This window comes from Salipiger pentaromativorans (genome assembly GCF_024721115.1).
Taxonomy (GTDB): domain Bacteria; phylum Pseudomonadota; class Alphaproteobacteria; order Rhodobacterales; family Rhodobacteraceae; genus Salipiger; species Salipiger pentaromativorans.
This window is the reverse complement of sequence record NZ_JAMDHK010000002.1, coordinates 545,213-571,318: the sequence shown is the minus strand read 5'-3', so window position 1 is coordinate 571,318 and position 26,106 is coordinate 545,213. Positions and strand designations below refer to the sequence as shown.

At 68.0% G+C, this 26,106-nt stretch carries 29 protein-coding genes; 10 read left to right on the top strand and 19 right to left on the bottom strand.

The features are described from left to right. Positions 1–162: 162 nt before the first annotated feature. Complete coding sequence (locus M4578_RS05910) at positions 163–855, top strand: PRC-barrel domain-containing protein (protein WP_258092513.1); 693 nt, start codon at positions 163–165, stop codon at positions 853–855. An 85-nt stretch (positions 856–940) separates the two neighbouring features. On the opposite strand, the gene M4578_RS05905 is transcribed toward M4578_RS05910, so the two are convergent. After that, the gene (locus M4578_RS05905; RefSeq protein WP_258092512.1) at positions 941–1,372 is read right to left on the bottom strand and encodes a cupin domain-containing protein; all 432 of its coding nucleotides are present in this window, start codon (positions 1,370–1,372) and stop codon (positions 941–943) included. 107 nt (positions 1,373–1,479) lie between these two features. On the opposite strand from M4578_RS05905, the gene M4578_RS05900 reads away from it, so the two are divergent. Further along, the gene (locus tag M4578_RS05900) at positions 1,480–2,100 is read left to right on the top strand and encodes a holin-associated N-acetylmuramidase (protein ID WP_258092511.1); all 621 of its coding nucleotides are present in this window, start codon (positions 1,480–1,482) and stop codon (positions 2,098–2,100) included. Next, positions 2,091–2,651 (top strand): holin family protein, encoded by a 561-nt coding sequence (locus M4578_RS05895; protein WP_258092510.1) that lies wholly within the window; start codon positions 2,091–2,093, stop codon positions 2,649–2,651. The genes M4578_RS05900 and M4578_RS05895 overlap by 10 nt, the downstream gene beginning before the upstream one ends. On the opposite strand, the gene M4578_RS05890 is transcribed toward M4578_RS05895, so the two are convergent. Further along, the gene (locus M4578_RS05890; protein WP_258092509.1) at positions 2,645–2,947 is read right to left on the bottom strand and encodes a hypothetical protein; all 303 of its coding nucleotides are present in this window, start codon (positions 2,945–2,947) and stop codon (positions 2,645–2,647) included. The two genes, M4578_RS05895 and M4578_RS05890, sit on opposite strands and share 7 nt — an antisense overlap. A gap of 257 nt (positions 2,948–3,204) precedes the next feature. Between M4578_RS05890 and M4578_RS05885 the strand changes: the two genes are divergently transcribed. The 4 genes from M4578_RS05885 to M4578_RS05870 all read left to right on the top strand — a co-directional run bounded on the left by M4578_RS05885 (position 3,205) and on the right by M4578_RS05870 (position 7,171). Next, a complete protein-coding gene (locus tag M4578_RS05885) occupies positions 3,205–5,175 on the top strand; it encodes a heme lyase CcmF/NrfE family subunit (RefSeq protein WP_258092508.1) in 1,971 nt (656 codons plus the stop codon). 2 nt (positions 5,176–5,177) lie between these two features. Beyond that, on the top strand, positions 5,178–5,666 hold the full coding sequence (locus tag M4578_RS05880) for a cytochrome c-type biogenesis protein (protein ID WP_258092548.1): 489 nt from the start codon (positions 5,178–5,180) through the stop codon (positions 5,664–5,666). A gap of 157 nt (positions 5,667–5,823) precedes the next feature. After that, on the top strand, positions 5,824–6,324 hold the full coding sequence (locus M4578_RS05875) for a DUF2087 domain-containing protein (protein ID WP_258092507.1): 501 nt from the start codon (positions 5,824–5,826) through the stop codon (positions 6,322–6,324). 70 nt (positions 6,325–6,394) lie between these two features. Continuing rightward, positions 6,395–7,171, top strand: a complete 777-nt coding sequence (locus M4578_RS05870) for an enoyl-CoA hydratase-related protein (protein WP_258092506.1) — start codon at positions 6,395–6,397, stop codon at positions 7,169–7,171. 126 nt (positions 7,172–7,297) lie between these two features. On the opposite strand, the gene M4578_RS05865 is transcribed toward M4578_RS05870, so the two are convergent. From M4578_RS05865 to gltX, 3 genes are all read right to left on the bottom strand, one after another. Further along, positions 7,298–7,717, bottom strand: a complete 420-nt coding sequence (locus M4578_RS05865; protein ID WP_258092505.1) for a GFA family protein — start codon at positions 7,715–7,717, stop codon at positions 7,298–7,300. A 154-nt stretch (positions 7,718–7,871) separates the two neighbouring features. Next, a complete protein-coding gene (gene gltA / locus M4578_RS05860) occupies positions 7,872–9,170 on the bottom strand; it encodes a citrate synthase (protein WP_258092504.1) in 1,299 nt (432 codons plus the stop codon). Positions 9,171–9,277: 107 nt separating this feature from the next. Beyond that, a complete protein-coding gene (gene gltX / locus M4578_RS05855; protein ID WP_258092503.1) occupies positions 9,278–10,684 on the bottom strand; it encodes a glutamate--tRNA ligase in 1,407 nt (468 codons plus the stop codon). Between the two features lie 78 nt (positions 10,685–10,762). Between gltX and M4578_RS05850 the strand changes: the two genes are divergently transcribed. Then, positions 10,763–12,799, top strand: a complete 2,037-nt coding sequence (locus M4578_RS05850) for a ComEC/Rec2 family competence protein (RefSeq protein WP_258092502.1) — start codon at positions 10,763–10,765, stop codon at positions 12,797–12,799. On the opposite strand, the gene lexA is transcribed toward M4578_RS05850, so the two are convergent. The 7 genes from lexA to M4578_RS05815 form a co-directional block, all read right to left on the bottom strand. Further along, positions 12,793–13,488 carry a transcriptional repressor LexA gene (lexA, locus tag M4578_RS05845; protein ID WP_258092501.1) on the bottom strand — a complete coding sequence of 232 codons (696 nt, stop codon included), beginning with the start codon at positions 13,486–13,488 and terminating at the stop codon, positions 12,793–12,795. The genes M4578_RS05850 and lexA overlap by 7 nt on opposite strands. An 80-nt stretch (positions 13,489–13,568) precedes the next feature. After that, entirely contained in the window at positions 13,569–14,735 is a 1,167-nt protein-coding gene (locus M4578_RS05840; RefSeq protein ID WP_258092500.1) for a molybdopterin molybdotransferase MoeA, read from the bottom strand. Then, positions 14,732–15,208, bottom strand: a complete 477-nt coding sequence (moaC, locus tag M4578_RS05835; RefSeq protein WP_258092499.1) for a cyclic pyranopterin monophosphate synthase MoaC — start codon at positions 15,206–15,208, stop codon at positions 14,732–14,734. Before moaC ends, M4578_RS05840 begins: the two co-directional genes overlap by 4 nt. Continuing rightward, a complete protein-coding gene (gene trpC / locus M4578_RS05830; RefSeq protein WP_258092498.1) occupies positions 15,205–16,008 on the bottom strand; it encodes an indole-3-glycerol phosphate synthase TrpC in 804 nt (267 codons plus the stop codon). The genes moaC and trpC overlap by 4 nt, the downstream gene beginning before the upstream one ends. Further along, complete coding sequence (locus M4578_RS05825) at positions 16,005–16,661, bottom strand: uracil-DNA glycosylase (protein ID WP_258092497.1); 657 nt, start codon at positions 16,659–16,661, stop codon at positions 16,005–16,007. The genes trpC and M4578_RS05825 overlap by 4 nt, the downstream gene beginning before the upstream one ends. Then, a complete protein-coding gene (trpD, locus tag M4578_RS05820) occupies positions 16,658–17,680 on the bottom strand; it encodes an anthranilate phosphoribosyltransferase (protein ID WP_258092496.1) in 1,023 nt (340 codons plus the stop codon). The genes M4578_RS05825 and trpD overlap by 4 nt, the downstream gene beginning before the upstream one ends. Further along, the gene (locus M4578_RS05815; RefSeq protein WP_258092495.1) at positions 17,677–18,258 is read right to left on the bottom strand and encodes an anthranilate synthase component II; all 582 of its coding nucleotides are present in this window, start codon (positions 18,256–18,258) and stop codon (positions 17,677–17,679) included. Before M4578_RS05815 ends, trpD begins: the two co-directional genes overlap by 4 nt. Positions 18,259–18,390: 132 nt before the next feature. Here M4578_RS05815 and M4578_RS05810 point away from each other — a divergent pair, with 132 nt between their 5' ends. After that, positions 18,391–19,830 (top strand): divergent polysaccharide deacetylase family protein, encoded by a 1,440-nt coding sequence (locus M4578_RS05810; RefSeq protein WP_258092494.1) that lies wholly within the window; start codon positions 18,391–18,393, stop codon positions 19,828–19,830. A gap of 18 nt (positions 19,831–19,848) precedes the next feature. On the opposite strand, the gene M4578_RS05805 is transcribed toward M4578_RS05810, so the two are convergent. The 3 genes from M4578_RS05805 to M4578_RS05795 all read right to left on the bottom strand — a co-directional run bounded on the left by M4578_RS05805 (position 19,849) and on the right by M4578_RS05795 (position 21,557). Next, complete coding sequence (locus tag M4578_RS05805) at positions 19,849–20,493, bottom strand: DUF1638 domain-containing protein (protein ID WP_258092493.1); 645 nt, start codon at positions 20,491–20,493, stop codon at positions 19,849–19,851. After that, entirely contained in the window at positions 20,477–20,650 is a 174-nt protein-coding gene (locus tag M4578_RS05800; RefSeq protein ID WP_258092492.1) for a hypothetical protein, read from the bottom strand. The genes M4578_RS05805 and M4578_RS05800 overlap by 17 nt, the downstream gene beginning before the upstream one ends. A gap of 202 nt (positions 20,651–20,852) precedes the next feature. Continuing rightward, the gene (locus M4578_RS05795) at positions 20,853–21,557 is read right to left on the bottom strand and encodes a corrinoid protein (protein WP_258092491.1); all 705 of its coding nucleotides are present in this window, start codon (positions 21,555–21,557) and stop codon (positions 20,853–20,855) included. A gap of 163 nt (positions 21,558–21,720) precedes the next feature. Between M4578_RS05795 and M4578_RS05790 the strand changes: the two genes are divergently transcribed. After that, positions 21,721–22,806 carry a PA0069 family radical SAM protein gene (locus M4578_RS05790; RefSeq protein WP_258092490.1) on the top strand — a complete coding sequence of 362 codons (1,086 nt, stop codon included), beginning with the start codon at positions 21,721–21,723 and terminating at the stop codon, positions 22,804–22,806. 65 nt (positions 22,807–22,871) lie between these two features. On the opposite strand, the gene M4578_RS05785 is transcribed toward M4578_RS05790, so the two are convergent. The 4 genes from M4578_RS05785 to M4578_RS05770 all read right to left on the bottom strand — a co-directional run bounded on the left by M4578_RS05785 (position 22,872) and on the right by M4578_RS05770 (position 26,086). After that, a complete protein-coding gene (locus M4578_RS05785) occupies positions 22,872–23,102 on the bottom strand; it encodes an N-(5'-phosphoribosyl)anthranilate isomerase (RefSeq protein WP_258092489.1) in 231 nt (76 codons plus the stop codon). A 52-nt stretch (positions 23,103–23,154) separates the two neighbouring features. Next, on the bottom strand, positions 23,155–24,171 hold the full coding sequence (bmt, locus tag M4578_RS05780) for a betaine--homocysteine S-methyltransferase (RefSeq protein WP_258092488.1): 1,017 nt from the start codon (positions 24,169–24,171) through the stop codon (positions 23,155–23,157). Positions 24,172–24,365: 194 nt separating this feature from the next. Next, complete coding sequence (locus M4578_RS05775) at positions 24,366–25,427, bottom strand: dihydropteroate synthase (RefSeq protein WP_258092487.1); 1,062 nt, start codon at positions 25,425–25,427, stop codon at positions 24,366–24,368. Next, positions 25,424–26,086: an HAD family hydrolase gene (locus tag M4578_RS05770; RefSeq protein ID WP_258092486.1), complete on the bottom strand. Its 663-nt coding sequence runs from the start codon at positions 26,084–26,086 to the stop codon at positions 25,424–25,426. The genes M4578_RS05775 and M4578_RS05770 overlap by 4 nt, the downstream gene beginning before the upstream one ends. Positions 26,087–26,106 lie beyond the last annotated feature (20 nt).

Here is a 26,106-nt window from a genome sequence, read left to right as displayed (position 1 = left end):
GGCAACCCCCCCCCACCGCTCCCCGGTTTCGGCGTGCCGATTTTCCGCCGAGGGTTCCCTGACATTAATGTTATGAGCGGGCTTTTGCGAGCGGCGGAACGGGCCCGGCATCCGTGTGTTTGGGTGGCACAAGTCACGACGACAACACACGGAGGAAAGACCATGAAACGCCTGACCATCACCGTTGCCGCCATCGCCCTGACCGCCGGTGCCGCCTATGCGCAGAGCGCTGCAACCGACGAGACCAAGATCCTGCCGGGCGACGAGGCTGCCGCCGAAACCGGCACGATGGAGAAGATGGAAAACGCCGCCGACGCCACCATGACCGAAGGCGAGCAGATGCTGAACGACGCCGGCGAGGCGATCTCGAACACTGCGGAGGCCGCGGGGGAGGCCATCACCTCGGGTGCTGATGCGGCCGGCGATGCCATCGCCAATGCCGCCGACCAGACCGGCGAGGCGATGCAGAACGTCGCGTCCGACGCCGCGGCGCTCTTTGCCGAGGACGAGGATGGGCTGATCCGCACGCGCGACATCACCGGCGGCGTGGTCTATGCGATCGACGCCGATGGCGAGACGACCAATTGGGACGAGATGGCCAGCTATGATTCCATCGGCGAGAACTGGGACAATGTCGGCGAGATCGAGGACATCGTGCTGGCCTCCGATGGCTCCTTCGAGGGGATCGTGGCCGAGGTCGGCGGCTTTCTCGACCTTGGGGACAAGCATGTGCATCTGAGCATGCAGGATGTGAAGCTGGTGCCGGTGGACGAGGACCGTTACGCCGTGGTGACCAATTTCACCAAGCAAGAGCTGATGGACATGCCGAATGTGGACGAGTCCTTCCTGAACTGACATCGCCTGCACGGGCGCTGGACGATGGGGCCGGAGCGGCGACGCTCCGGCCTTTTCTTGTGTCCGAGCAAGATATTACGGGTGTTTACGAAATGTCGAACTCGGGCGGTGCGAGGGTGAATCCCTCGAAGCGGAAGCCCGGCGAGACGGTGCAGCTCACCAGTGTCCAGCCGCCGGTGCTGCGGGCCGCCTGCCAATGCCCTTCGGGCACGATGAGCTGCGGGCGCGCGCCGCTGGCAAGATCCGGTCCCAGCATGTGATCGGTACGGGGGCCCTGATCGTCTGCCGCCATGGACAATACCAGCGGCGCGCCTGCGTGCCAGAGCCAGATCTCGGCGGCATCGACCCGGTGCCAGTGGCTGCGCTCGCCCGCTTTCAGCAGGAAATAGATGCAGGTGCCCGCCGGCCGCGCGCCTTCGGGCGCCTCGGCCACCCAGGTCTGGCGGTAATGTCCGCCCTCGGGATGCGGCGAGAGCTCCAGAAGCGCGACGATCTCCTCGGCGGTCAGCGATGGCATGGCGGTCTCCGTACGGTGCCCTGAAGCTTGGTTAACCAGTTTCTGGCGAGCTTCGGGATGGGGGAATTTCCCTCAAGTCTGAGGCAAAGAGGCGCGGGAGACCAGAGATGACCGCTGACACCGAGGTTCGGCAGATCGCCGAAGAGATCGTCGCCCGCGAGGGCGGCTATGTGAACGACCCCGACGATCCCGGTGGCGCCACGAATTACGGCGTCACCATCCATACGCTGCGGCGGCTGGGGCTGGATCTCGACGGCGATGGCGATGTGGATGCGCGCGACGTGCAAAGGTTGAGCCGCGTGCAGGCGGTGGAGATCTTCATCCAGCACTATTTCGCCCGCCCGCGCATCGCCGAGCTGCCCGAGGTTCTGCATGCCACGGTCTTCGACATGTATGTGAACGCAGGCGGCAACGCGGTGAAGATCCTGCAACGGCTGCTGGCCGAGATGGGCGAGCCGGTGACGGTGGATGGCGCCATCGGGCCGCAGACCATCGCGGCGGCGGCGCGCGCCTATGGCAAGGCGCCGGGGCATCTGGCCGATGCCTACGGGATCGCGCGGCGCAACTATTATTTCGCGCTGGCCGATGCCCGCCCGGCCAGCCGCAAATACGCCCGCACCCGCGCGGGCGGCAAGGGCGGCTGGATCAGACGTGCGGAAGAATTCATCTCGCCGCACTTCCATCTGAGCGAGGCGCAGTTTCGCGCGCGGGTGGCATCATGGGGATGATCGACCGCGGCATGGGGCTGCTCTTCGGCGGCGGCAATGTCATCCGCGAGACGGCGGAGGTGTTCCGGGTCAACGCCGAGGCGCAGGCGGCGCGCGAGACGGGGCTCCAGGGCAAGGCGCTGGAGCAGTTCGCGGCGGAGTTTCTGAGCCAGAAGCGCTCGCGCTTCGACCGGTTCATGGACGCGCTGAACCGGGTGCCGCGCCCGGCCATGGCGCTGGGGACGCTGGGGCTCTTCGTCTCGGCCATGGTCGATCCGGTGTGGTTCGCCGAGCGCATGACCGGCATCGCGCTGGTGCCAGAGCCGCTCTGGTGGCTGCTGGCGGCCATCGTGGGGTTCTATTTCGGCGCGCGGCACCAGACCAAGGGACAGGAGTTCCGCCGCGAGATCGCCGCGAGCGTCGCCGCCGTGCCCGAGGTGATGGGGCGGTTGCAGGGGCTGGAGGCGCTGCGGGGCGGGCAGGAAGGACCGTCTGCCGAGCCCCTGTCTCCCGAGGACCGTCCGGCGGAGAATCCGGCGTTGACGGAGTGGCGCGCGGCGCGGGATCAGTAACGGCAATAGGGCATGTCGGTGCAGGGGATGTCGGCGCCGCCGATGCGGAGGGTCTGGTCCCCGATGCCGATGAGAAACGCGCCTGCCGCGTACCACCATTTTCCGGTGCCGCCGCCCTTGCGTGCGGCATCGCAGCTTTTGCCGAGATAGTAGGTCGTTCCGTTTGTCAGCGTCATGACGGCGCCGCTGTCATTGCAGGAAAACCGCAGGTCCGCAGGATCGATCTCGGTCTGGGCCGAGGCGGACCCGAGAGACAGCAGAATGGCGCAGGCGGTCAGGCTTGGGAAGCGCATCATGGCGGGACCTTTCCGAAAGACGGTCGAATCTGACGCCTTTCAGCGTCAGTCAGGGGGCTCTGTCTGTCAAGGGACGGTTCTCGGCCCGGCGCCGTGAGCGCGCGCCGTCGGGCCGTTTTTGAGTATTTGGAGAAAGATGAAAGGGCAGGGCGGGAGGAGGGGCCGTCCGGCGCGCCATATCGGATTGCGACAATGTGAACAGCGGCGGGCGGTGATTTCCGTTGGCCGAAACCGGGCGCTTCCGTATACACGGAGGCATGATCACAGAACTCGGACATTTCGCCCTCATCCTCGCGTTCCTTGTCGCCTGCGTGCAGGCGGTTGTACCCATGGTGGGCGCGCATAAACGCTGGCCCGGCTGGATGGCCGTCGCCGAGCCCGCCGCCACCGCGCAGTTCCTGCTGGTGGCGCTCAGTTTCGCCGCGCTGACCCATGCGTTCATCGTGTCGGATTTCTCGCTGCGGGTGGTGGTGCTGAACAGCCATTCCGCCAAGCCGATGCTTTACAAAATCTCCGGCGTCTGGGGGAATCACGAGGGCTCCATGCTGCTCTGGGTGCTGATCCTGGCGCTTTTCGGGGCGCTGGCGGCCTGGTTCGGCGGTAACCTGCCGCCGACCCTGCGGGCGCGCGTTCTGGGCGTGCAGGCGCTGGTGGGCGTGGCCTTCTTCGCCTTCATCCTCTTCACCTCGAACCCGTTTCTGCGCATGGCGGTGCCGCCCTTCGACGGGCAGGACCTGAACCCGCTGTTGCAGGATCCGGGTTTGGCCTTTCACCCGCCTTTCCTCTATCTCGGCTATGTCGGCCTCAGCATCTGCTTCAGCTTTGCCGTGGCCGCGCTGATCGAGGGCCGGGTCGATGCCGCCTGGGGGCGCTGGGTGCGGCCCTGGACGCTGCTCTCCTGGGTGTTCCTGACCGTGGGCATCGCGTTGGGGTCGTGGTGGGCCTATTACGAGCTGGGCTGGGGCGGGTTCTGGTTCTGGGATCCGGTCGAGAACGCCTCCTTCATGCCCTGGCTGCTCGCCGCCGCGCTGCTGCATTCCGCCATCGTGGTGGAAAAGCGCGAGGCGTTGAAGAGCTGGACGGTGCTACTGGCAATCCTCGCCTTCGGCTTTTCGCTGGTCGGCACCTTCATCGTGCGGTCGGGCGTGCTGACCTCGGTGCATGCCTTCGCGACCGACCCCGAGCGCGGCGTCTTCATCCTCGCCATCCTCGTCTTCTTCACCGGCGGCGCGCTGACGCTGTTCGCGGCGCGGGCGAATGTGATGCAGGCCAAGGGCGTTTTCGGCATCGTCAGCCGCGAATCCGCGCTGGTGGTGAACAATATCCTGCTCGCCGTGGCCTGTTTCGTGGTCTTCACCGGCACGCTCTGGCCGCTGGTCGCCGAGATGCTGTTCCAGCGCAAGCTGAGCGTCGGCGCGCCCTTCTTCAACATGGCCTTCACCCCCTTCATGGTGGTGCTGGGGGCGGTGCTGCCGATCGGCGCCATGCTGAGCTGGAAGCGCGGCAAGATGGGCCGGGTCCTGCGCCAGCTCGCGCCGGCCTTCTTCCTCGCGGTGGCGGTTGCGGGGCTGTTCTGGGCGATCCAGACCGGGCGCAGCCTGCTTGGCCCGGTGGGCATGTTCCTCGGCACCTGGCTGGTCGCGGGCGCGGCCACCGACATTCTGAGCCGCATGGGCCGGAGCCGCGATGTCAGCCGCATCCTGCGCCTGCCGCGCGCCGACTGGGGCAAGGCGGTGGCCCATGCCGGGCTGGGCGTCTGCATGGCGGGCATCGCCGGGCTGATGGCCTGGGAGCAAGAGGACATCCGTGTCGCCCAGCTCAACGAGCCCTTCACCGTGGGCGCCTACGAGATCGAGCTTCTGGGCGTCGAGCGGGTGCAGGGGCCGAACTACATCTCGGATATGGGCGAGGTGGCCGTGCGTCAGGAGGGCAAGGAAATCGCCCATCTCTATCCTGAAAAGCGCAACTACCCGGTTGCACAGATGCCCACCACCGAGGCCGCCATCGACTACCGCTTCCTGCGCGACGTCTATGTGGTGATCGGCGACGCCCAGCAGGGCGGCGGCTGGACCATGCGGATCTATATCAAGCCGCTGGCCAACTGGATCTGGGCGGGCGCGATCCTCATGGCGCTCGGCGGTCTGCTGAGCCTGTCGGACCGGCGCTTCCGCGTCGCCGCCGGCGCGCGCAAGAGTGCCCGGGTGCAGCAGGGGGTGCCGGCGGAATGAGCATGCTGCGGAGCTGGCGGGCGCAGGCCCCGCTGATCGTCCTGGCGCTGGCCTTTGCCGTGCTGGCCAATCTGGCCGCCGCGGTGCAGCCCGACGAGATGCTCGCCGATCCGGCGCAGGAGGCGCGCGCGCGGGAGATCTCGAAAGGGCTGCGCTGCCTGGTCTGCCAGAACGAGAATATCGACGATTCCAACGCCTCCCTCGCGCGCGATCTGCGCATTCTGGTGCGCGAGCGCATCACCGCCGGGGACAGCGACGAGGAGGTCGTGGACTATCTCGTCGACCGCTATGGCGAGTTCGTTCTGCTGAAACCGACCTCCGGCGGCTGGAACTGGCTGCTCTGGGCGGCGGGGCCGATCCTCTTCGTGCTGGCGCTGATCCTGGCGGGGGGCTATCTGCGCGGCCGGGCGACCGCCGCCCCGGCCACCGAGGCGGGGCTTTCTCCCGAAGAGCAGACGCGGCTCAAGCAGATTCTGGACGAGCAGGGCTGAGCCTGCTAAGGCGGGGCCAGGGTCCGCAGTTCACCCAGGCGCCGCCATTTGCTAAACCTGCCATGTCATCGCTGATCCATCATCCCGGCGATACCCGACGGACAAGGGCGGACCTCCACCCCGTATCAGGGGCGCGGTATCGGATCCGGAGGACCTGATGACCCGTGACGTGATTTCCCTTCACATCGACGACCTGTCGCAATTCGCCCGCAGCCTGCGCGCCGGGCTGGACCACCCGCCCTCGCATCTCGAGATGCTGGGGCAGATCGCCCGCGCGGCGGGCTACCGCAATTACCAGCATCTGCGCGCGGCCAGCACGCCCGCGCCCAAGGCCGACGGCAAACGCGTGGAGCGCGCGCTGCGCCATTTCGACGGGCAGGGGCGGCTGCTGCGCTTTCCCGGGCGCACGCAGATGCAATGGCTCTGCCTCTGGCCGCTCTGGGCGCATCTGCCGGCGCGGCAGGAGATGAGCGAGCGCGAGATCAGCCTGCGGATCGACGCGCTGAGCGGGTTTCGCGACGCCGCCCAGCTTCGCCGCAGCATGGTCGAGGCGGGGTTGCTGACGCGCACCGCCGACGGTTCGGTCTATCGCCGGATCGAGCAGGCGCCGCCGCCCGAGGCGCGGGCGCTGATCGCGGAGCTGGGCGCGCGGGGCTGAGGCGGAATTCGCCTTTGCCAAACCGTTCGGTTCAGTGTTTCATGCGCCCGATCCGTAGGGGAGGCACCGTATGATTTACGACACGATCACATATGCGCTGGAAGACGGGGTGGCGGTGATCACCCTGTCGCGGCCGGATGTCATGAACGCGCTGAACACCCAGATGCGGGCCGAGATCGCCCATGCGGTGCAGCAGGCGGGGCGCGAGGCGCGGGTCGTGGTGCTGACCGGCTCGGGCCGGGCGTTTTGCTCGGGGCAGGATCTGGGCGACCGGGAGACGGCGGCGAGTATCGACCTGGAGCGGGTGCTGCGCGACGAATACACGCCGATGCTGAATGCCATCGTCGATTGCCCGGTGCCGACCATCGCGGCGGTGAACGGCGCGGCGGCGGGGGCCGGGGCCAATCTGGCGCTGGTGCATGACGTGGTGATCGCGACGGAGAGCGCGTTTTTCATGCAGGCCTTCACCCGCATCGGCCTGATGCCCGACGCGGGCGGCACCTGGCTGTTGCCGCGGCAGATGGGGCTGGCCAAGGCCATGGGGGCTGCGCTTTTTGCCGACCGCATCAGCGCGCGGCAGGCCGATGCCTGGGGCATGATCTGGGAGGCGGTGCCGGATGCCGAGTTCAGCGCGGTCTGGCGGGCGCGTGCCGCGCATCTCGCCAAGGGGCCGACCGAGGCCTATACGCGGATCAAGACCGCGCTGCGCGGCGCCTTCGAGCAGGATTTCGCGGCGCAGCTCGAGCGCGAGTCGCAGTTGCAGGGCGAATGCGCCAAGACCCGCGACTTCAAGGAGGGCGTGGTGGCTTTTCTTGAAAAGCGCCCGGCGCATTTCGAGGGGCGGTAAGGTTTGTAGGGTGGGCAGATTGCCCACCCTACGTTGGGACCCGTCTGGGCAATCCGCCGCCCTGGTCTTTGAGGAATTCGTTCGGCTCTCCTCCTGAGTTGGAGCTTTGTCGGCGGTCTGCTGGTATCAGTCGGAAAAATAGTCGGGAAAGCGCTCGAACTCTTCGGTTTCCATGACCGAAGGCGCCCATTCCGTCCGCTCGGACAAGAAGACTCTGGCTGCCTTTTCCACTCTGGGTTCGGAATTCAGCGATCCAGCGGGAACAATGACCATAGAACCGCTGCGATTTACAAACGGAAGGCCAGATCCGCAAACACGGCAAAATGCCTTTGCGAAGACGCGATTTGGGTGGCGAAAGCACTCGACCAACTCCGCGCCCTTTACCCAACATAGACTGTGCGTCGCCGAAAAGAGGTTCGAGGCGTGGGCAGAACCGGAGATACGCCGGCACTGTTCACAATGACAGAATAGTATGAACTTGAAGGCATTCTCGATTGAATATTCGACCGCCCCGCATAGGCAACCGCCCGAGATATAGTCGTCCATTTTTCGCCCCGCGTCCTGCAAGCTCAGAGGAGCTTAACACAGAGTGAGGGAAAACTGGCGCATACAGTTCTCCTCAAGCCCTGTCCGTATCGGCATGAACCAAAAAGGCCGCCCCTTCCGGAGCGGCCTTTGCCTTTGTTCTGAACCTCAGAACTCAGCGCTTTTCGATATCCACGTAGTCGCGCATCGTGTGGCCGAGGTAGAGCTGGCGCGGGCGGCCGATCTTGTGCTGCGGATCGGCGAGCTGTTCTTTCCACTGCGACACCCAGCCCACGGTCCGCGACACGGCGAAGATCGGGGTGAACATCGAGGTCGGGAAGCCCATCGCCTCGAGGATGATGCCCGAATAGAAATCGACATTCGGGAACAGCTTCTTCTCGGCGAAATACGGATCCTCCAGAGCCTGCTTTTCCAGCTCCTTGGCGACCTGAAGCGTCGGGTTGTTCTCGATCCCCATGAGGTCGAGCACTTCATCTGCCGATTGCTTCATCACCGTCGCGCGCGGGTCGAAGTTCTTGTAGACGCGGTGGCCAAAGCCCATCAGGCGGAACGGATCGTTCTTGTCCTTGGCGCGGGCAATGAACTCGGGAATGCGGTCGACGGTGCCGATTTCCTTCAGCATCTCCAGGCAGGCCTGGTTGGCGCCGCCATGGGCCGGGCCCCAGAGGCAGGCGATGCCGGCGGCGATGCAGGCGAAGGGGTTGGCGCCCGAGGACGAGGCCAGACGCACGGTTGAGGTCGAGGCGTTCTGCTCGTGATCGGCGTGCAGGGTAAAGATCCGGTCCATGGCGCGGCTCAGGATCGGGTCCACGTCATAGCGCTCGGCGGGCACCGAGAAGCACATGTGCAGGAAGTTGGCTGCGTAATCGAGATCGTTGCGCGGATACACGAAGGGCTGGCCGATGGAGTATTTATAGGCCATGGCCGCGATCGTCGGCATCTTGGCGATCAGGCGGTGGCTGGCGATCTCGCGCTGGCGCGGGTCGCTGATATCGGTGCTGTCGTGGTAGAAGGCCGACATGGCGCCGACCACGCCCACCATGGTTGCCATCGGATGCGCGTCGCGGCGGAAGCCGCGGAAGAAATTGTGCATCTGCTCGTGGATCATGGTGTGGCGGGTGATGGTGTTCTCGAAATGCTCGAGTTCCGCCGCCGAGGGAAGCTCGCCGTAAAGCAGCAGGTAGCAGACTTCCAGATAATGCGACTTTTCCGCAAGCTGGTCGATCGGATAGCCCCGGTGCAGCAGCTCGCCCTTGTCACCGTCGATGAAGGTGATGGTGCTGTCGCAGCTTGCGGTCGAGGTGAAACCGGGATCGTAGGTGAAGACGTCCGCCTGCGCATAGAGCTTGCGGATGTCGAGCACGTCCGGGCCGGCGGTCGGCGAATAGATCGGCAGCTCGACGCTCTTCCCGTCGATTGTCAGCGTTGCGGTTTTCGTCGGAGTGTCAGCCATGCTTCTGCGTTCCTTTCGAAAAGGCCTGGGCGCAGGGTGCGCCGCGGCGGTCTATTTCTTCTTCACATGGCCTAACGAGCCGTTTCAGGAAACGCTCTTTCAGGCCTTTACCCCGTCTCAGAGGTTACTGCGTGTTCGATCCGGCGGATCGTCTCCTCTTTCCCGAGCACCAGCATCATGTCGAAGACGCTCGGGGTCACCGCGCGCCCGGCAAGCGCAGCACGAAGGGGCCCGGCCAGTTTGCCGAACTTCGTTCCCTGAGCGTCTGCGAATGCGGCCGTGGCGGCTTCGAGTTCTTCCCGCGACCAGCTAGCATTTTGCAGATGCGGCGTCAACGCGCCCAGTATACCACGGGATACAGGATCAAGCGCTTTTTGCGCCTTCTCGTCCGGAACGACAGGCGTGTCCGTCAGGATAAACCGCGCTTTTTCAAGAAGTTCCGGGAACGTCTTTGCGCGCTCCTTGAGGCAGTACATGCCCCGGGCCAGCCCGTCGCGCTGCGCGTCGGTCAAGGGGTTTTCTTCGGTGACGTCGAGATAGGCCTCGATTTCGCGCAGCAGCGCAGCATCCTCTGCCGCGGCGATATGCTGACCGCAGAGATTCTCCAGCTTTTTGAAGTCGAAGCGCGCCGGAGACTTGCCGATTCCCGACAGGTCGAACCAGTCCTGCGCCTGCGCGTCGGTAAAGAACTCGTCATCGCCATGGCTCCAGCCGAGCCGGGCGAGATAGTTGCGCATGCCCGCCGCCGGGTAGCCCATCTTCTGATACTCATCGACGCCGAGCGCGCCGTGGCGTTTCGACAGTTTCTTGCCGTCGGGCCCGTGGATCAGCGGAATATGCGCCCAGACCGGCACGTCCCAGCCCATGGCGCTGTAGATGCCCATCTGCCGTGCCGCGTTGTTCAGATGATCGTCCCCCCGGATCACATGGGTGACCCCCATGTCGTGGTCGTCCACCACGACGGCCAGCATGTAGACCGGGGTGCCATCGGAACGTAACAGGATCATGTCGTCGAGCTGGTCGTTGCGGATCACCACGCGGCCCTGCACCTGATCCTCGATCACCGTCTCGCCGTCGCTCGCGGTCTTCAGGCGGATGACATAGGGGGCGTCCGGATAGCTGGACGGATCGGCGTCGCGCCAGGGGCTCTGGAACAGGGTCGAGCGGCCGTGCTCCTTCGCCTTTTCGCGAAAGGCCGAAATTTCCTCGGGCGTGGAGAAACACTTGTAGGCCGCGCCCTTGGCCAGCAGCGCCTGCGCCACTTCGGCATGTCGGGGTGCGCGGTCGAACTGGCTCACCACCTCGCCGTCATGGTCGAGCCCGAGCCAGTCGAGCCCCTTCAGAATCGCCGCTGTCGCCTCGGGGGTCGAGCGCGCGCGGTCGGTATCCTCGATGCGCAGCAGGAATTTCCCGCCGCGGCCACGGGCGTAAAGCCAGTTGAACAGCGCCGTGCGTGCGCCGCCGATATGCAGAAAGCCGGTGGGCGACGGCGCGAAACGGGTGACGACGGACATGAGGATTAACCTTTCGGTAACCAGGGAGAGCGTAGCGTGTGCGGCGTTCCTTAACCAGCGGACGGGGCAGGGGCAAGTATGCGGCAGATCGCGACGCGGCTGGAAGCGGGGCTGACCCGCCAGCGCGGGCATCTCTTTCCTTGGGTGCCGGTGGCCCTGGCCTGTGGGATCGGCCTGTATTTCGCATTGCCCGCCGAGCCGCCGGTCTGGGCGCTTGTGCTGGCCGCCTGCGTTGGGGCCGGGCTGCTGGCGCTGTCGCGGCGGCTTGGGGTGGGGCACGCCCCCCTTGTCGCCGCGCTGGCGCTGGTTGCGCTTGGCGGCGCGCTGGCGGGGGGGCGGGCACATCAGGTGGCCGGGCCCTTGCTGGGGTTCCGTTATTACGGCCCGGTCGAGGGGCGTGTCGTCGGCATCGACCGGTCGGCCTCGGACGCGCTGCGGCTGACGCTCGACCGGGTGGTTCTGGCGCGGATGGCGCCGCAGCAGACGCCGCAGCGGGTGCGCGTGGCGCTGCACGGGGCGCAGGGGGTTCTCGACCCCAGCCCAGGACAGATCGTGATCCTGACCGGCCATCTCGCGCCGCCGGGCGGCGCGGCCGAGCCCGGCGGCTTCGATTTCCGGCGCCATGCCTGGTTCCAGCGCCTCGGTGCCGTGGGCTATACGCGCACGCCGGTGCTGCTGCTGACGCCGGCGCAGGGCGGGCAATGGGTGCTGCGCGCGCGGATGTGGCTGTCGGCCCGGGTGCAGGCGGCGCTGCCCGGCGAGGCCGGGGCCTTTGCCGCGGCGATCATGACCGGCGACCGTTCCGGCATGGGGCAGGAGGCCCTGACGGCGCTGCGGCACAGCAACCTTGCGCATCTTCTGGCGATCTCGGGTCTGCATATGGGGCTGCTCGCCGGCTTCGTCTTCGGCGCGGTGCGGCTTGCGCTCTTGCTTGCGCCGCAGAGCCGCCATCACTGGCCGGGCAAGAAACTGGCCGCCGGCTGCGCGCTGGCGGCGGCGGCGGGCTATCTGGCGCTTTCCGGGGGCAATGTCGCGACCGAGCGGGCCTTTGTGATGGCGGCGGTGATGCTGGTGGCGGTGCTTTTCGACCGCCGCGCGCTGTCGCTGCGGGCGGTTGCGCTGGCAGCGCTGATCGTCTTGCTGCTGCGCCCCGAGGCGCTGCTCGGCCCCGGGTTCCAGATGTCCTTTGCCGCCACCGTCGCGCTGGTCGCGGTGTTCGGCGCGCTGCGCGATCGCGGGACCGAGCGCGGCATGCCGTCCTGGGCGCGGCCGGCGCTGGCGCTGGTGGTGTCCTCGGCGACCGCCTCGCTGGCCACCGCGCCGGTCGCCATGGCCCATTTCAACCTGATGTCGCATTACGGGCTGCTGGCCAATCTGGTCGCTGTCCCGGTCATGGGGCTGCTGGTGGTGCCGATGGCAGTGGTCGCGGCGCTGCTGTTGCCCTTCGGGCTCGACGGGCTGGCGCTGGCGGTGATGCGCCCGGGGCTCGACTGGATCCTCTATGTGGCGCGCGGCGTTTCCGGATGGGAGGGCGCGCTGGGATATGTGGTGGCGCCCGGGCCGGCGGTGCTGCCGCTGCTGGCGCTCGGCGCGCTGTTCCTCTGCCTGTGGCAGACGCGGCTCCGCTGGGCGGGCCTCGCGCCGATGGCGCTAGCGGCGGCATCGTGGAGCCTGTCGGCGCGGCCCGACATCCTGATCGCCGACACCGGGACGCTGGTCGGCGTCCTGACCGAGCGCGGCCGGGCGCTGTCACGCGAAAGCGGCGCGGCCTTTCTTGCGGGGATCTGGCTGGAGAATGACGGTCAGGGTGGCGGGCAGGCGGCGGCGGCGGGGCTCTGGCCCGGCGGGGCGCCGGAGCGCACGGCGCGGATCGCGCTTGCGGGGCTGCGGGTCACCCATCTTCAGGGCAAACGCGCGGCGGGGGCGTTTGCGGGCTGCACCGGACCGGAACTGGTGGTGTCGAGTGTCGATCTGCCGGAGATGCCCGGCTGCGATATCTACGATCCCGCGCGGCTGCGCGAGACCGGATCCGTTGCGGTATGGCTGGAGGCCAAGGGGCCCCGCGTCGTCACCGCCGCCGGACGGCGGCTGTGGCACGGGGCGGGCGCTCAATAGGTGCGGATGAGCCCGACCAGCTTGCCCTGCACCTTGACCGCGCCCAGCGGCAGCACGCGCGGTTCGTAAGCGGCGTTGGCGGCTTCCAGCACGATCATCTCGCCCCGGCGGCGAAAGCGTTTGAGCGTCGCCTCATAACCTTCGACCTGGGCCACGACGATGTCGCCATTCTCGGCCGAGGCGGTTTCGCGGATGATCACCACATCGCCATCGTTGATCCCCGCCTCGATCATGGAATCGCCTTTGACCTCAAGCGCATAGTGACGCGCATTTCCCGAGATCATGGCGCCGGGCACGGCGATGTTGGGCGGGTTGTCGGCGACGGATTCGATGGGCGTGCCGGCGGCGATCCGGCCGAGCAGCGGCAGCTCCGCCGCCTCGCTATGGCTGATGGGCTGGGCGCCCATGGGCCGGCTGTCGGGGCGGTCGCCCTCGATCACCTGCGGCACAAAGCCCGCCGGGCGGCCGCCGAGGCTTTCGGGCAGCTTGACGATCTCGATGGCGCGGGCGCGATGGGCCAGCCGGCGGATGAAGCCGCGCTCTTCCAGCGCGGTGATCAGCCGGTGAATGCCCGATTTGGAGCGCAGATCCAGCGCCTCCTTCATCTCGTCGAAGCTGGGCGGTACGCCGTCGCGCTGCATCCGCTTGTTGATGAAGTCCAAAAGATCGAGCTGTTTCTTGGTCAGCATGCTCCGCTCCCCGCCGCTTGTAACCCCTTTGTTCTACGCATGTTCTCTTTTTGTGTCAACATGCCTGGGGATAACTGGGCTCAGAGGCGAACGACCTCCACCATATCGCCCGCCGCCCGGGCCGGGTCGTCGGGCGGGCGCACCACCAGCGCGTCGGCGGCGCCAAGCACGCTCAGCAAGGAGCTGTCCTGGCGGTCGAAAACGGTGACACCCTCTGGGCCTATCGTGGCGCGCATGTAATGCTCGCGGGGGCCGTTGACGCCGAGCGCGCGGGCCAGCGGCAGGCGCGTGCGGGGCGCCGGCGCGGCGCCGAGGCCAAGCATGGCCCGGATCACGGGTGCCATGAAGATATGGCCGCAAACCATTGCGGAAACGGGATTTCCGGGAAGGCCGATCATCACCGCGCTGCCCAAACGGCCCGACATGAGCGGTTTTCCGGGGCGCATGGCCACCTTGTAAAAGGCGCGTTCCAGCCCCAGATCGGCGGCGACCTTGGCGACCAGATCGTGATCGCCGACCGACGCGCCACCGATGGTGATCACCAGATCCGCGTCATCGACCAGATCCAGCACCGCTTTCAGCGCGGCCTCGCTGTCGCGGGCGATGGGCAGCAGCCGGGGCTCGGCGCCCAACTCCTGTAGCAGCGCATAAAGGCCGAAGGTGTTGGAGGCGATGATCTGATCCGGGCCGGGCGTCTCGCCCGGCATGACCAGCTCGTCGCCGCTCGAAATCAGCGCCACTTTCGGGCGGCGGGTCACCGGCACCTGCGCGATGTTCATCGCCGCGAGCAGGGCGATGTCCTGCGGGCTCAGCCGGCGCGGCGCCGGAACCGTCTCGCCGATGCGGAAATCATTGCCATAGGGCCGGATATTGTCGCCGGGACCAAGCCGGTCGGTGATGAGGATCTCATCGCCCCCCCGATCGACATCTTCCTGAATTACAACGGTTTTCACGCCCTCTGGAACGGGGGCGCCGGTGAAGATGCGCACCGCCTCGCCAGGGCCCACGCGGCCTTGGAAGCGCGTGCCCGCAGCGGCTTCGCCGATCACCCGGAACCGCAGCCCGGGCGCAGCCTCGGCGACGCCGTAGCCGTCCATGGCAGAGGCGGCAAAGGGCGGCTGGTCGCGTTGCGCGGTCACCGGACGGGCCAGCACGCGGCCCGCGGCCTGCTGCAACGGCACCTCTTCGGCGGGCAGCGGCAAGGCCAGGGAAAAGAGCCTGTCCAGGGCTTCGCGTACAGAGATCATGTCGCCTCGTAACGGCCTGATTTTCCGCCATCTTTCAGCGTGACGCGAATGCCGCCGATTTCCATTTCCTTATCCACCGCCTTGGCCATGTCATAGACCGTCAGCGCGGCGGTCGAGACCGCCGTGAGCGCCTCCATCTCGACGCCGGTCTGGCCGGTGGTCTTGACGGTGGCCTCGATGCGCAGCCCGGGAAGCGCCGGGTCGGGGGTCAGCTCCACCGCGACCTTGGTCACCGGCAGCGGGTGGCAAAGCGGGATCAGCTCGGGCGTCTTCTTGGCCCCCATGATGCCGGCCAGCCGCGCGACACCGATCACATCGCCCTTTTTGGCGCGTCCCTCGGTAATGGTTTCAAAGGTTTGAGGTGCCATTCGGACCCAGCCCTCGGCGCGCGCGATGCGCGCGGTGACCGGCTTTTCCGAGACATCCACCATATGGGCATCGCCCTTGGCGTCGAAATGGGTGAGCCCGCTCATGCCGCCACCGGATCCTTGAGCAGCAGGCGGGTGGCGGTTTCCACATCGTCCTGACGCATCAGGCTTTCGCCGATCAGGAAGGCGCGGGCGCCATACGCGGCCATGTCGGCCAGATCCGCCGGGGTGTTCAGCCCGCTTTCCGAGATCAGGAACCGTTCGGCGGGCACATGGGCCGACAGCTCGCGCGTTGTATCAAGTGTGGTCTCGAAGGTCTTGAGATTGCGATTGTTTACGCCGATTAGTTCAGACTTCAGAAGCAGCGCGCGGTCGAGTTCGGCCCGGTCGTGCACTTCGATCAGCGCATCCATGCCCCAGCCGAAGGCGGCCTCTTCCAGCTCGGCGGCCAGCGCGTCCGAAACGCTGGCCATGATGATCAGGATACAATCGGCGCCCAGGCTGCGGGCCTCGGCGATCTGATAGGGATCGTAGATGAAATCCTTGCGCAAGGCGGGCAGCGCGGTGGCGGCGCGGGCCTCGGTCAGAAAGGATTTCGCGCCCTGGAAGGACGGGGTATCGGTCAGCACGGAGAGGCAGGTGGCGCCCCCCCGTTCATAGGCCGCCGCCAATGTGGCAGGGTGAAAATCTTCTCGGATCAAGCCCTTGGAGGGAGAGGCCTTCTTGACCTCGGCGATCAGCCCATAGCCGGTTTCCGCCGCCTGGCGCAGCGCCTTGGCGAAGGGGCGCACGGGCGAGGCGGCGCGCGCCTCGGCCTCGACCTCGGACAGAGGTTTCGCGGCCTTGTCGGCGGCCACCTCCTCGAGCTTGTAGGCTTTGATCTTGTCGAGGATCGTCTGGGTCATGGGCGGGCCTCCGGCGTCGTCCAGTTGATGGGCGTGTCGCCCTTTGCAATAAGCCACTCGTTGACGCGGGAAAAGGGGCGCGACCCGAAAAAGCCGCGCCGCGCCGAGAGCGGCGAGGGGTGCGCGGAGCGCAGGATGAGGTGGCCGTCGCCCCGGATATGCTGCGCAAAGCCCTGCGCGTGATTGCCCCAGAGGATGAAGGCGCGGGGCCGGTCCGACAGGGCGTCGAGGACCTGCGCGGTCAGTGTCGACCAGCCGAGCCGGGCATGGCCACCAGCCTGGCCACTGGGCACCGTGAGCGCGGTGTTGAGCAGCAGAACGCCCTGCGCGGCCCAGAACCGCAGGTCGCCATCGGGCGGGGCCGCGCCGAATTCTTCCTGCAATTCCTTGTAGATATTGGTCAGAGACCGGGGCAGGGGCCGGACATCCGGTTCGACCGAAAAGGCCAGCCCGTGGGCGTGGCCGGGGGTCGGATACGGATCTTGCCCGAGGATGACCACGCGCACCGTCTCGGGCGGACAGGCATCGAGCGCCGCGAAGATCTGCGGCGCCGGGGGCAGGATGTCGCGGGGCTCGGCGCCGAGCGCAGCCTCGATCCGGGGCAGGTCGCTGGCGAAGAAGGGCAGATGCGCCCAGCCTGCGGGCGCGATCATGTGGCCTTTTGCGTGGCCTCGGCCAGCGCCGAGACCTTGGCACGCGCCGCGCCGCTGTCGATGCTCTCGCGCGCCAGGGCCACGCCCTCGCGCAGATCGCCCGCCTTGCCCGCGACCACAAGCGCGGCCGCGGAATTCAGCAGCACCGCGTCGCGATAGGCGGTCTGGGCGCCGTCGAGCAGCGCGCGGAACGCCTCGGCATTCTCGGCAGGCGTGCCGCCGACGATCTCGTCGAACGGGTGTTCGGGCAGGCCCGCGTCCTCGGGGTGCAGCTCGACCTCGCGCACGGTGCCGTCCTCTTCCAGCGCCGCCACCCAGCTCACGCCCGAAATCGCCAGCTCGTCGGTGCCGTCCGAGCCATGTACCAGCCAGGCGCGTTCCGAGCCGAGCTTGCCCAGCGTTTCGGCCATGGGCCGGATCAGGTCGCGGGAAAACGCGCCGGTGAGCTGGCGCTTGACGCCCGCCGGGTTGGTGAGCGGCCCGAGGATGTTGAAGATCGTTCGGGTGCCCAGCTCCATGCGCACGGGCATCACATGTTTCATTGCCGGGTGGTGCATGGGCGCCATCATGAAGCAGATGCCGACCTTTTCGAGAATGGGCGCGATGGCGGCGGCGGGCAGCATGACCTCGACCCCCATCTGCGACAGCGCGTCGGCCGAGCCCGATTTCGACGACAGGTTGCGGTTGCCGTGCTTGGCCACCACCACACCCGCGCCGGCCACCACAAAGGCCGTCGCGGTCGAGATGTTCAGCGTGCCCTTGCCGTCGCCACCGGTGCCGACGATGTCCATGGCGCCTGCGGGCGCCACCACCGGGTTGCATTTGGCGCGCATCACGCCGGCGGCGGCGGCGTATTCGTCCACCGTCTCGCCCCGCGTGCGCAGCGCCATCAGAAGACCGCCCATCTGCGCGGGCGTCGCCTCGCCCTCGAACAGCACTTCAAAGGCCGTCTCCGCCTCTTCCTGCGTCAGCGGACGGGTGGCGGCGGTGCCGATCAACGGCTTCAGGCGGTCGCTCATGCGGGGACTTTCATCGTATCCAGGAAGTTCTTGATCAGCGCATGGCCATGCTCCGAGGCGATGCTCTCGGGGTGGAACTGCACGCCGTGGATCGGCAGGTCGCGGTGCCGCAGCCCCATGATCGTGCCGTCCTCGAGCCAGGCGTTGACCACCAGCGCGTCGGGCAGGGTATCACGGTCGACCACGAGCGAGTGATAGCGCGTCGCCTCGAAGGGCGAGGGCAGGCCCGCGAAAACGCCGGTGGCGTCGTGATGCACGGTGCCCATCTTGCCATGCACGATCTCGGAATGCTGCATGACCTTGCCGCCGAAGGCCTGACCGATGGTCTGGTGGCCGAGGCAGACGCCGAAGAGCGGCGTGCCGGTCTCGGCGGCGGCCTGGGTCAGCGCCAGGCAGATCCCCGCCTGATCCGGATCGCAGGGGCCGGGCGACAGCAGGATGCCCGCGGGCTTCATCGCCATCGCCTCCTGCACGTTCAGCGCGTCGTTGCGCCAGACCTGTGCCTCGACACCCAGCTCGCCCACGTAATGAACGAGGTTGTAGGTAAAGCTGTCATAGTTGTCGATGAGCAGAAGCATGAGGCATTCTCGGGCTGGAAGGCAGGGTGGTGTCCGGGGTATACATGCGCCCGGAGGCGGTGCAGCGTCAAGGGCATGCGCCGCGGCAAAGGCCCGCGAAGAAGGGCCATCGGGCAAAGAAGGGCAGAGGCGATGTCGCGAGGGTTTCTGGCAGGTGCGATCTGGGGCGTCGTGGTCTCGGGGCTGGGCGCCGGTGCGCTTTCGGTGGCGATGGGGCCGCCGCAGGCGCCTCTGACGCCGACGCCCGCCACGCCCCCGGCGGAGGCGCAGGCCGAGGCCGCGCCGGCGCCCGAGTCGGTGGCCGAGGCGCCCGCCGCGCCGGAAAGCGTATCGGAGGCGCCGGTTCCGGAGCGCGCTGAGGCCGCGCCGGAACCGGCGGCGGAGGCGTCCGAGTCCGAAGGGGCCACCGCCGAACCTGAGGAGGTCGCCGCCGAACCGGAGATGCCGGAGATCGACGAAACCGCGCCTCAGACGACCACCGAACTTGAAACCCCGGTGGCGCCCGAGACGCCCGGCGTGGACGCGCCCGAGGGCGGAGCGGTTGCGGTGGAGAGCCCGCCGCGCAACGAGGCCCTGGCCGCCGTGCCGGAGGCGCCCGAGGCCGAGGCGGTGCCGTCCCTGCCGACGGAGGCGGCCAACCCGCCGCTGCCCAAACCCTTCGAGACGCCCGCCGAGGCGGAGGCTGCCGAAGCCCCCGCTGAAGAGGAGACGGCCCCGGCCGAGGTCGCGGTGCTGCCGCAGGCCGCGCCCGAAGCGCCGGCGCCGCTTGTGCGTCCGGGGCTCGGCAATCCCGCGGGCTCGCTGCTCGACCGTGACGATGCAGTGCCCACCGGGCGCCTGCCCAGCATCGGCGCGCCGGAGACGCCCGCGACCGACGGCGCGCAGGAAAGCGCGCCGCTGGTGCGCTTCGCCGCCGATGCCGCGGTGCCCGAGGGCGAGCCGCGCATGGCGATCGTGCTGATCGACGATGGGGCGGGCCCGCTCGGCCCCGATACGGTCGGCGAATTTCCCTTTCCGGTGAGCTTTGCCATCGCATCCTCGCACCCGGATGCCGCGGCCACCGCCGCCGCTTACCGGGCGCGGGGCTTCGAGGTGCTGGCCATGGCGGGCGTTCCCGAGGCCGCGCAGGCCACCGATGTGGAGGTGGCGCTGGAAGGCGCGCTCGGCGCGGTGCCCGAGGCCATCGGGGTGCTGGAAGATCCCGGGCAGGGGCTTCAGGGCGCGCGCGCGATCTCGGACCAGGCGGCGCAGTTCCTGCTGGCCTCGGGCCACGGGCTGGTGATGCTGCCCAAGGGGCTGAACACCGGGCAGGCGCTGGCGCTGCGCGACGGCGTGCCCTCGGCCACCGTGTTCCGCGATTTCGATGGCGAGGGGCAGGACCCGCGCGTCATGCGGCGGTTTCTCGATCAGGCCGCGTTCAAGGCGCGGCAGGAGGGCGCGGTGGTGATGCTGGGCCGGCTGCGCGCCGACACGGTCTCGGCACTGCTGCTCTGGGGGCTCCAGGACCGGGCGAACAGCGTGGCGCTGGTGCCGGTCTCGGTCATCCTGCGCGAAAGCCTCGACGACCGGTGACGCCGCCGCGCCGGCCCGTCAGGGCCGCGCCGCCCAGTCCGCCATCGTGGTTTCCAGATCGCCATAGCCGGTCACGCGCCGCTCGAAGCGCAGCCCGAGCCGGGCGGCGTGGGATTGCGCCAGCGCGGTCAGCGTCGGATCGTCGGTCTGCGCCTGATAGACCAGCGCCTCGTAATTGCCGAAATACATCTCGCGCAGCTCCGGATGCCGGTCGAGCCCCAGCGGTTTCCATACGAAGGCGTCGAACTGGCGCACCAGGAAATCGGTGAGATAAAAGCTCGCCGGTTCGTCGCGCGCGGCGAAACGGTCGAGCCCCTCGTAAAACGCATAGCAATGCGGGCCGGCCACCATCTCGACCCCGAGCTCCCGGCAGGCGGCCTGCAACAGACCGCCGGTGCCGCAATCGGCATAAACCGCGCAGATCCGCGCATAGCGCGCGCGATGGTTGTCGACCGCCTTGCGCACGGCGTCGGTGATACGGTCGGGGTGGTTGTGCAGGATCGCGGGCAGGCAGGTGAGATCGAGATGGTCCCAGCCGTGGCGCGCTTTGAGATCGAGGATTTCCCGGGCGAGCGCCCCGCAGGCGATCAGCAGGATGCGGCCCGTTCCCTCGGCCGCGAGCCCACGCCGGGTCAGCGTGGCGTCGTCAGGCGTGCCCGTCATCCGTGGCGACCGGGGCCATGGCCCAGCGGGCCAGAAGCGCCAGCGCCAGCAGCAGCGGGATCACCGTTCCCGCGCCCCAGGACAGAAACGCCCAGATCGTCAGCCCCGCAAGTGCCAGAACCGCGATGATCAGGGTCACGAAATGTGTCACCGGCATGATCGACTCCTTTGCAGGGGAAAGGATAGGGGCTTGGCGTTTGAGAATAAAGCCAAATCCCTGCCAGACGGTGAATTCCGCCGATTTCGGGTGAAAGCGCGGGGCGAAACGCGGTCATTTTCAGGAAAATGGAAACAAATCCCGACCGGAGGCCGGGGCGGCCGCCGGTCGGGATCGGGCAGCGCGGGAGCGCCGCCAAGGGTCAGCCCGCGGCGCGCTGGTTGTGCCGGCGCGCGATCAGCGTCTTGGCGGTTTCCACCGCCACGGCGGCGTCGCGGCAATAGGCGTCGGCGCCGATCGCCTTGCCGAATTCCTCGTTGAGCGGCGCGCCCCCCACGAGCACGAGGTAGTCCTCGCGGATGCCCTGTTCGATCATCGCGTCGATGACCACCTTCATATAGGGCATGGTGGTGGTCAGCAGCGCCGACATGCCGATGATGTCCGGCTTTTCGGCGGCGGCGGCCTCGAGATAGCTTTCCACCGGATTGTTGATGCCGAGGTCGATCACCTCGAACCCGGCACCCTCCATCATCATCGCGACGAGGTTCTTGCCGATGTCGTGGATGTCGCCCTTGACCGTGCCGATCACCATCTTGCCTATGGTCGGCGCGCCGGTTTCGGCCAGCAGCGGCTTGAGGATCGCCATGCCGCCCTTCATCGCGTTGGCCGCCAGCAGCACCTCGGGCACGAAGAGGATGCCGTCGCGGAAATCGTGGCCGACGATGGTCATACCGCCGACCAGCGCCTCGGTGAGCACGCGGTACGGCGCCCAGCCGCGCTCGAGCAGGATGGTCACCCCCTCCTCGATCTCGTCCTTCATGCCGTCATAGAGGTCGTCGAACATCTGTTCGACCAGCTCTTCGTCATTGAGCTCGCTGAGGATGAGGTCGTCTTCGTCGTCGGACATGCGGGTCTCCCTCCGGTCTGACGTGGCGTGCCACGGGGCGGTCTGTCTTTTCCTGCGGCTTTCGGGGCGGGGGTGCTTGGATATTTGCGACCTGCGCCGCGCCGGCTGCGACCTGCGGTCGGGGTGCCTTGTTAATGTTCGCTTTATGTTCTAATTTTTTGGCATGAGTGATCTGGGGTCTTCCGTGCCGAAAGAGCAGCGCTGTGGCCGTGGCGCCGCCAGCCGTGAAAGCGGCCGGTTCGAGCGGCTGCGCTACGAGCGGGCCGATGACGGATGGGACATTCCCGAAGCGTTGCCGGTGCTGCGCACCGAGGTGCGGGACGAGCTGCCGCGCCGCCTGATCACCTATGTGCGCTCGCCGGATCTGCCCTTCGACCGGACGATCAACCCCTATCGCGGCTGCGAGCATGGCTGCATCTACTGTTTCGCGCGGCCGACCCATGCCTATCTGGGCCTGTCGCCGGGGCTCGATTTCGAGACCCGGCTGGTGGCGCGGCCCGAGGCGCCGCATGTGCTCGACCGGGAATTGCGCGCCCGGCGCTATGTGGCCGCGCCGCTGGCCATCGGCACCAACACCGACCCCTATCAGCCGATCGAACGCGATCGCGGGATCATGCGCGGCTGCCTCGAGGTGCTGCGCGCGTTCCGCCATCCGCTGGGCATCGTGACCAAGGGCACACTGGTGGAGCGCGACATCGACATTCTGGGCGAGATGGCGGCGCAGGGGCTGGTGCGGGTGGGGATCTCGGTCACCACGCTGGACGCGGATCTGGCGCGGCGCATGGAGCCGCGGGTGCCGTCGCCGCGGCGGCGGCTGGCGGCGATCCGCCGGCTGAGCGCGGCGGGCATTCCGGTGCGCATCATGGTCTCGCCCATCGTGCCGGCGCTCACCGATCCGGAGCTGGAGCGCATTCTCGAGGCGGGGGCCGAGGCCGGGGCGGTGGCGGCAAGCTGGATCATGCTGCGGCTGCCGCTGGAGGTCTCGCCGCTGTGGCAGGCGTGGCTGGCGGAGCAGTATCCCGACCGCGCGGCGCGGGTGATGGCGCGGCTGCGCGAGATGCATGGCGGGCGGGAGTACAGCGCGGAGTGGCACCGGCGGATGCGCGGCGAAGGGCAGTATGCCGGGCTCATCGCGCAGCGGTTTCGCAAGGCGGTGCGGCGGCTGGGGCTGGACGCCGAGCTGCCGCCCCTGCGCTGCGATCTGTTCCGGGCGCCGGCGCGGGCCGGGGACCAGCTCGATCTGTTCTGAGGTCGGTGCGGCAACTCTCTTGGAAGAGAGTTGCAAATTCCTTTGAAGGAATTTGCCCGCCAGCCTCATCGCAGCACACGCAGCGGATCGCGGTTGCAGAAGATCACGGTCTGCCCGGCATTCTCCACCGCCCGAAAGCCGCGCCGGTCGAGCTCCGCCAGAAACCGCTCCTGTCCGACGATGCGGTCGATGTCACGGGGCTTGCGCCGGACGACGCCGCCCTCGGCTGCGGCACGCGAGGAAAACAGATGGCGCAGCCAGCGTTCGGGGCTGATGGGGATCGGGGCCTGTCTCATGGCCGCAGCCTCGCCGAAGCGGGTTAATTTTCCGTCACCCGCCTTTCGCGCCTCATCCCCGGCGCCGCCCGCGGCGCTCGCGCCGCGGCGCGCTGCCGCTGTCGCCGGTGCCATCGCTCTCCGAACTGAACCCGCCAAGCGCCTGCGCAACGGTCTCCAGCGTCGGGCGCGGGCCCTTGGGCCGCGTCTCCAGCGCCGCCCGCATGGCGCGTAGATGTTCGGGCATCGTGCCGCAGCAACCGCCGATGATCCGGGCGCCGGCATCGCGCGCCAGCACCGCGTAGTCCGCCATCAGCTCGGGGGTGCCGTTGTAATGGATATGCCCGTCCTCATAGCGCGGGATCCCGGCGTTGCCCTTCGCGATGATCGGCCTCTCGGTGCCGGTGGCGGCAAAGCTCAGCACCGTGCGCATCAGGTCCGAGGCCCCCACGCCGCAATTCGCGCCGAAGGCGATGGGCGGGTTGGGCAGCGCCTCCACCAGCTTCACGAACCCCTCCGAGGTCAGCCCCATCATGGTCCGCCCGGCGGTGTCGAAGCTCATGGTGCCGCACCAGGGCATGTTCTGATTGGCAAAGGCCTCGGCGGCGGCGTGGAACTCTTCCGGGGCCGAGATCGTCTCGACCCAGAGCACATCGGCGCCGCCTTCCTTGAGCCCGGCGGCGGTCTCCTCGAAGATCTCCACGGCCTCGGCGTGGCCGAGCGTGCCGGCGGCGCCCATGATCTCGCCGGTCGGGCCGACCGAGCCCGCGACCACCACCTTGCGCCCCGCGGCGTCCGCCACCTCGCGGCCCAGCTCGGCGGCGATGCGCGACAGGTCGCGGGCGCGACCGGCGGCGTCGTGCAGCTTCAGCCGGGCGGCGTTGGCGCCGAAGCTGTTGGTCAGGAACAGGTCCGATCCGGCCTCCACCGCGTCGCGGTAGAGCTTGCGGATGCGGTCCGGATGCGTCTCGTTCCAGAACTCCGGCGCGTCGCCCGAGGCGAGCCCCATATTGAAGAGATTCGTGCCCGTTGCGCCATCGGCCATCAGCCAGTCGCGGGTGGAGAGCAATTCGGTCAGCGCGTCGGTCATCGGGTCTGCCTTTGATCGGTTCCGGTCTTGTATCTGGCGGTCTTGAACGTGGTGGTTCTGAACGTGGCGGTCGAAAGCGTGCGGGGCCGGAGCCGCGCGGCGCCGGTGCCATGCCCTTCGCTCCTATATGTGGTTTTCATAAGAAAACGCAAAGATCGGGCCTCCTCCGCCGGTTTTCTGACGGCGCCCGGGGCTCAGCCCCGTCGCCGCCGTCCGCCGCCGCGCCGTCCGCCCCGGGCCGTCCCGTCGCCGCCGGCCTCGAGCGCCGCGTTGAAGGCGATCCAGGCGCCGCCATGCGGGTCCTGGTTCACCAGCAGGTTGGCGGCGCGGATCGCGGCCATCTCGGAGCCCGGCTTCGACCGGGTGGAGCCCATGCCGAACAGGGTGACAAAAGTCTCGTCCTCCATCTCGGCGGGCAGGATCACGCCGGCGGCCTCCAGTTCGGCCTTCTTGGCGGCGATCTTGCTTTGGGCGACGGGCAGGGCGACCGGGTTCATGATCGCCGAGGTCATGCCGGCGCCGATCGCCATCGGCAGAAAGGCATTGTTGACCCCGTGCCGGTTGGGCAGGCCGAAAGAGATGTTGGAGGCGCCGCAGGTGGTGTTCACCCCCAGCTCGTCGCGCAGGCGGCGGACGAGGGCAAAGACCTGCTGACCGGCGGTGGCCATGGCGCCGATGGGCATCACCAGCGGGTCGACCACGATGTCATGGGCGGGAATGCCGAAATCGGCGGCGCGCTCGACGATCTTCTTCGCCACCGCAAAGCGCACGTCCGGGTCCTCGGAAATGCCGGTGTCGTCGTTCGAGATCGCCACCACCGGCACGTTGTATTTCTTGACCAGCGGCAGCACCAGATCCAGCCGCTCTTCCTCGCCGGTGACCGAGTTCAGCAGCGGGCGCCCCTCGGCCGCCGCCAGCCCCGCTTCCAGCGCGCCGGGCACCGAGCTGTCGATGCAGAGCGGCACATCCACCAGCCCCTGCACCAGCTCCACCACCTTGCGCATCAGCGGCGGTTCGGTCTCGTTGGGGTTGGGGTTGGAGTTATAGACCACGCCCGCGTTGATATCGAGCACAGCCGCCCCGGCGGCGACCTGGGCCAGCGCGTCTTTCTCGACGGTCGAGAAATCGCCCGCCTCCAGCTCCGCCGCCAGCTTCTTGCGGCCGGTGGGGTTGATGCGCTCGCCGATCACGCAGAACGGCTCGTCAAAGCCGATGGTGACGGTCTTGCTTTTCGACTCGAGTACGGTCCTGGTCATTGGGGGCTCCCTCCCTCAAGGCGCGCCAGCAGCGCCGGCAGCGCGTCATCCGTGAAATCCTTGATCGTGGCCCTGGCGCCGGCCTCGCGCAGCCGGTCGGGGGCGAGGCCGGAACAGACGCCGATCCCGAAGGCGCCCGAGCGCGCCGCCGCGCGCATGCCGCTCTGGCTGTCCTCGAAGGCGAGGCAGTCGCCGGGCCGGGCGTCGAGCTGCGCCATGGCGGCGAGATAGGGCGCTGGGTTCGGCTTGGGCCGGGGGCATTCGTCGCCGATGATCACGCTCTCGAACCGGTCGCGCAGCCCGATGGCCGCCAGCATGTGTTCGGCATTGGCGCGCGGCGCGTTGGTCACCACGGCGCAGCGCCAGCCGGCCTGCCCGGCGCGGTCGAGCAGCGCTTCGGCGCCGGGCATCGGCGGGGTGCCTGAGACAAGCCGCGCGCGGAACCGCGCCTCCTTCTCCTCGGACAGCGCCTGCGGATCCTCGCCGGGGAAGAGCAGGGGGAAGCTGTCGAGATTGTGGTGGCCGTGGATGTGCCGGTCGTAGATCGCGGGCGTGAGCGCCTTGCCGCGCTCGGCGAACAGCTCTTCGAACACCGCGTAATGCAGCGGATCGGAGACCAGCAGCGTGCCGTCGAGATCGAAGAGAAGCGCCTTGGCCATCTGCCCGTTCCGTCCGGCGC

Coding starts and splice junctions, on each gene's coding strand:
- M4578_RS05910 (WP_258092513.1), top strand. CDS start 163: ATGAAACGCCTGACCATCACCGTTGCCGCCATCGCCCTGACCGCCGGT.
- M4578_RS05905 (WP_258092512.1), bottom strand. CDS start 1,372: ATGCCATCGCTGACCGCCGAGGAGATCGTCGCGCTTCTGGAGCTCTCG.
- M4578_RS05900 (WP_258092511.1), top strand. CDS start 1,480: ATGACCGCTGACACCGAGGTTCGGCAGATCGCCGAAGAGATCGTCGCC.
- M4578_RS05895 (WP_258092510.1), top strand. CDS start 2,091: ATGGGGATGATCGACCGCGGCATGGGGCTGCTCTTCGGCGGCGGCAAT.
- M4578_RS05890 (WP_258092509.1), bottom strand. CDS start 2,947: ATGATGCGCTTCCCAAGCCTGACCGCCTGCGCCATTCTGCTGTCTCTC.
- M4578_RS05885 (WP_258092508.1), top strand. CDS start 3,205: ATGATCACAGAACTCGGACATTTCGCCCTCATCCTCGCGTTCCTTGTC.
- M4578_RS05880 (WP_258092548.1), top strand. CDS start 5,178: ATGCTGCGGAGCTGGCGGGCGCAGGCCCCGCTGATCGTCCTGGCGCTG.
- M4578_RS05875 (WP_258092507.1), top strand. CDS start 5,824: ATGACCCGTGACGTGATTTCCCTTCACATCGACGACCTGTCGCAATTC.
- M4578_RS05870 (WP_258092506.1), top strand. CDS start 6,395: ATGATTTACGACACGATCACATATGCGCTGGAAGACGGGGTGGCGGTG.
- M4578_RS05865 (WP_258092505.1), bottom strand. CDS start 7,717: ATGGACGACTATATCTCGGGCGGTTGCCTATGCGGGGCGGTCGAATAT.
- gltA (WP_258092504.1), bottom strand. CDS start 9,170: ATGGCTGACACTCCGACGAAAACCGCAACGCTGACAATCGACGGGAAG.
- gltX (WP_258092503.1), bottom strand. CDS start 10,684: ATGTCCGTCGTCACCCGTTTCGCGCCGTCGCCCACCGGCTTTCTGCAT.
- M4578_RS05850 (WP_258092502.1), top strand. CDS start 10,763: ATGCGGCAGATCGCGACGCGGCTGGAAGCGGGGCTGACCCGCCAGCGC.
- lexA (WP_258092501.1), bottom strand. CDS start 13,488: ATGCTGACCAAGAAACAGCTCGATCTTTTGGACTTCATCAACAAGCGG.
- M4578_RS05840 (WP_258092500.1), bottom strand. CDS start 14,735: ATGATCTCTGTACGCGAAGCCCTGGACAGGCTCTTTTCCCTGGCCTTG.
- moaC (WP_258092499.1), bottom strand. CDS start 15,208: ATGAGCGGGCTCACCCATTTCGACGCCAAGGGCGATGCCCATATGGTG.
- trpC (WP_258092498.1), bottom strand. CDS start 16,008: ATGACCCAGACGATCCTCGACAAGATCAAAGCCTACAAGCTCGAGGAG.
- M4578_RS05825 (WP_258092497.1), bottom strand. CDS start 16,661: ATGATCGCGCCCGCAGGCTGGGCGCATCTGCCCTTCTTCGCCAGCGAC.
- trpD (WP_258092496.1), bottom strand. CDS start 17,680: ATGAGCGACCGCCTGAAGCCGTTGATCGGCACCGCCGCCACCCGTCCG.
- M4578_RS05815 (WP_258092495.1), bottom strand. CDS start 18,258: ATGCTTCTGCTCATCGACAACTATGACAGCTTTACCTACAACCTCGTT.
- M4578_RS05810 (WP_258092494.1), top strand. CDS start 18,391: ATGTCGCGAGGGTTTCTGGCAGGTGCGATCTGGGGCGTCGTGGTCTCG.
- M4578_RS05805 (WP_258092493.1), bottom strand. CDS start 20,493: ATGACGGGCACGCCTGACGACGCCACGCTGACCCGGCGTGGGCTCGCG.
- M4578_RS05800 (WP_258092492.1), bottom strand. CDS start 20,650: ATGCCGGTGACACATTTCGTGACCCTGATCATCGCGGTTCTGGCACTT.
- M4578_RS05795 (WP_258092491.1), bottom strand. CDS start 21,557: ATGTCCGACGACGAAGACGACCTCATCCTCAGCGAGCTCAATGACGAA.
- M4578_RS05790 (WP_258092490.1), top strand. CDS start 21,721: ATGAGTGATCTGGGGTCTTCCGTGCCGAAAGAGCAGCGCTGTGGCCGT.
- M4578_RS05785 (WP_258092489.1), bottom strand. CDS start 23,102: ATGAGACAGGCCCCGATCCCCATCAGCCCCGAACGCTGGCTGCGCCAT.
- bmt (WP_258092488.1), bottom strand. CDS start 24,171: ATGACCGACGCGCTGACCGAATTGCTCTCCACCCGCGACTGGCTGATG.
- M4578_RS05775 (WP_258092487.1), bottom strand. CDS start 25,427: ATGACCAGGACCGTACTCGAGTCGAAAAGCAAGACCGTCACCATCGGC.
- M4578_RS05770 (WP_258092486.1), bottom strand. CDS start 26,086: ATGGCCAAGGCGCTTCTCTTCGATCTCGACGGCACGCTGCTGGTCTCC.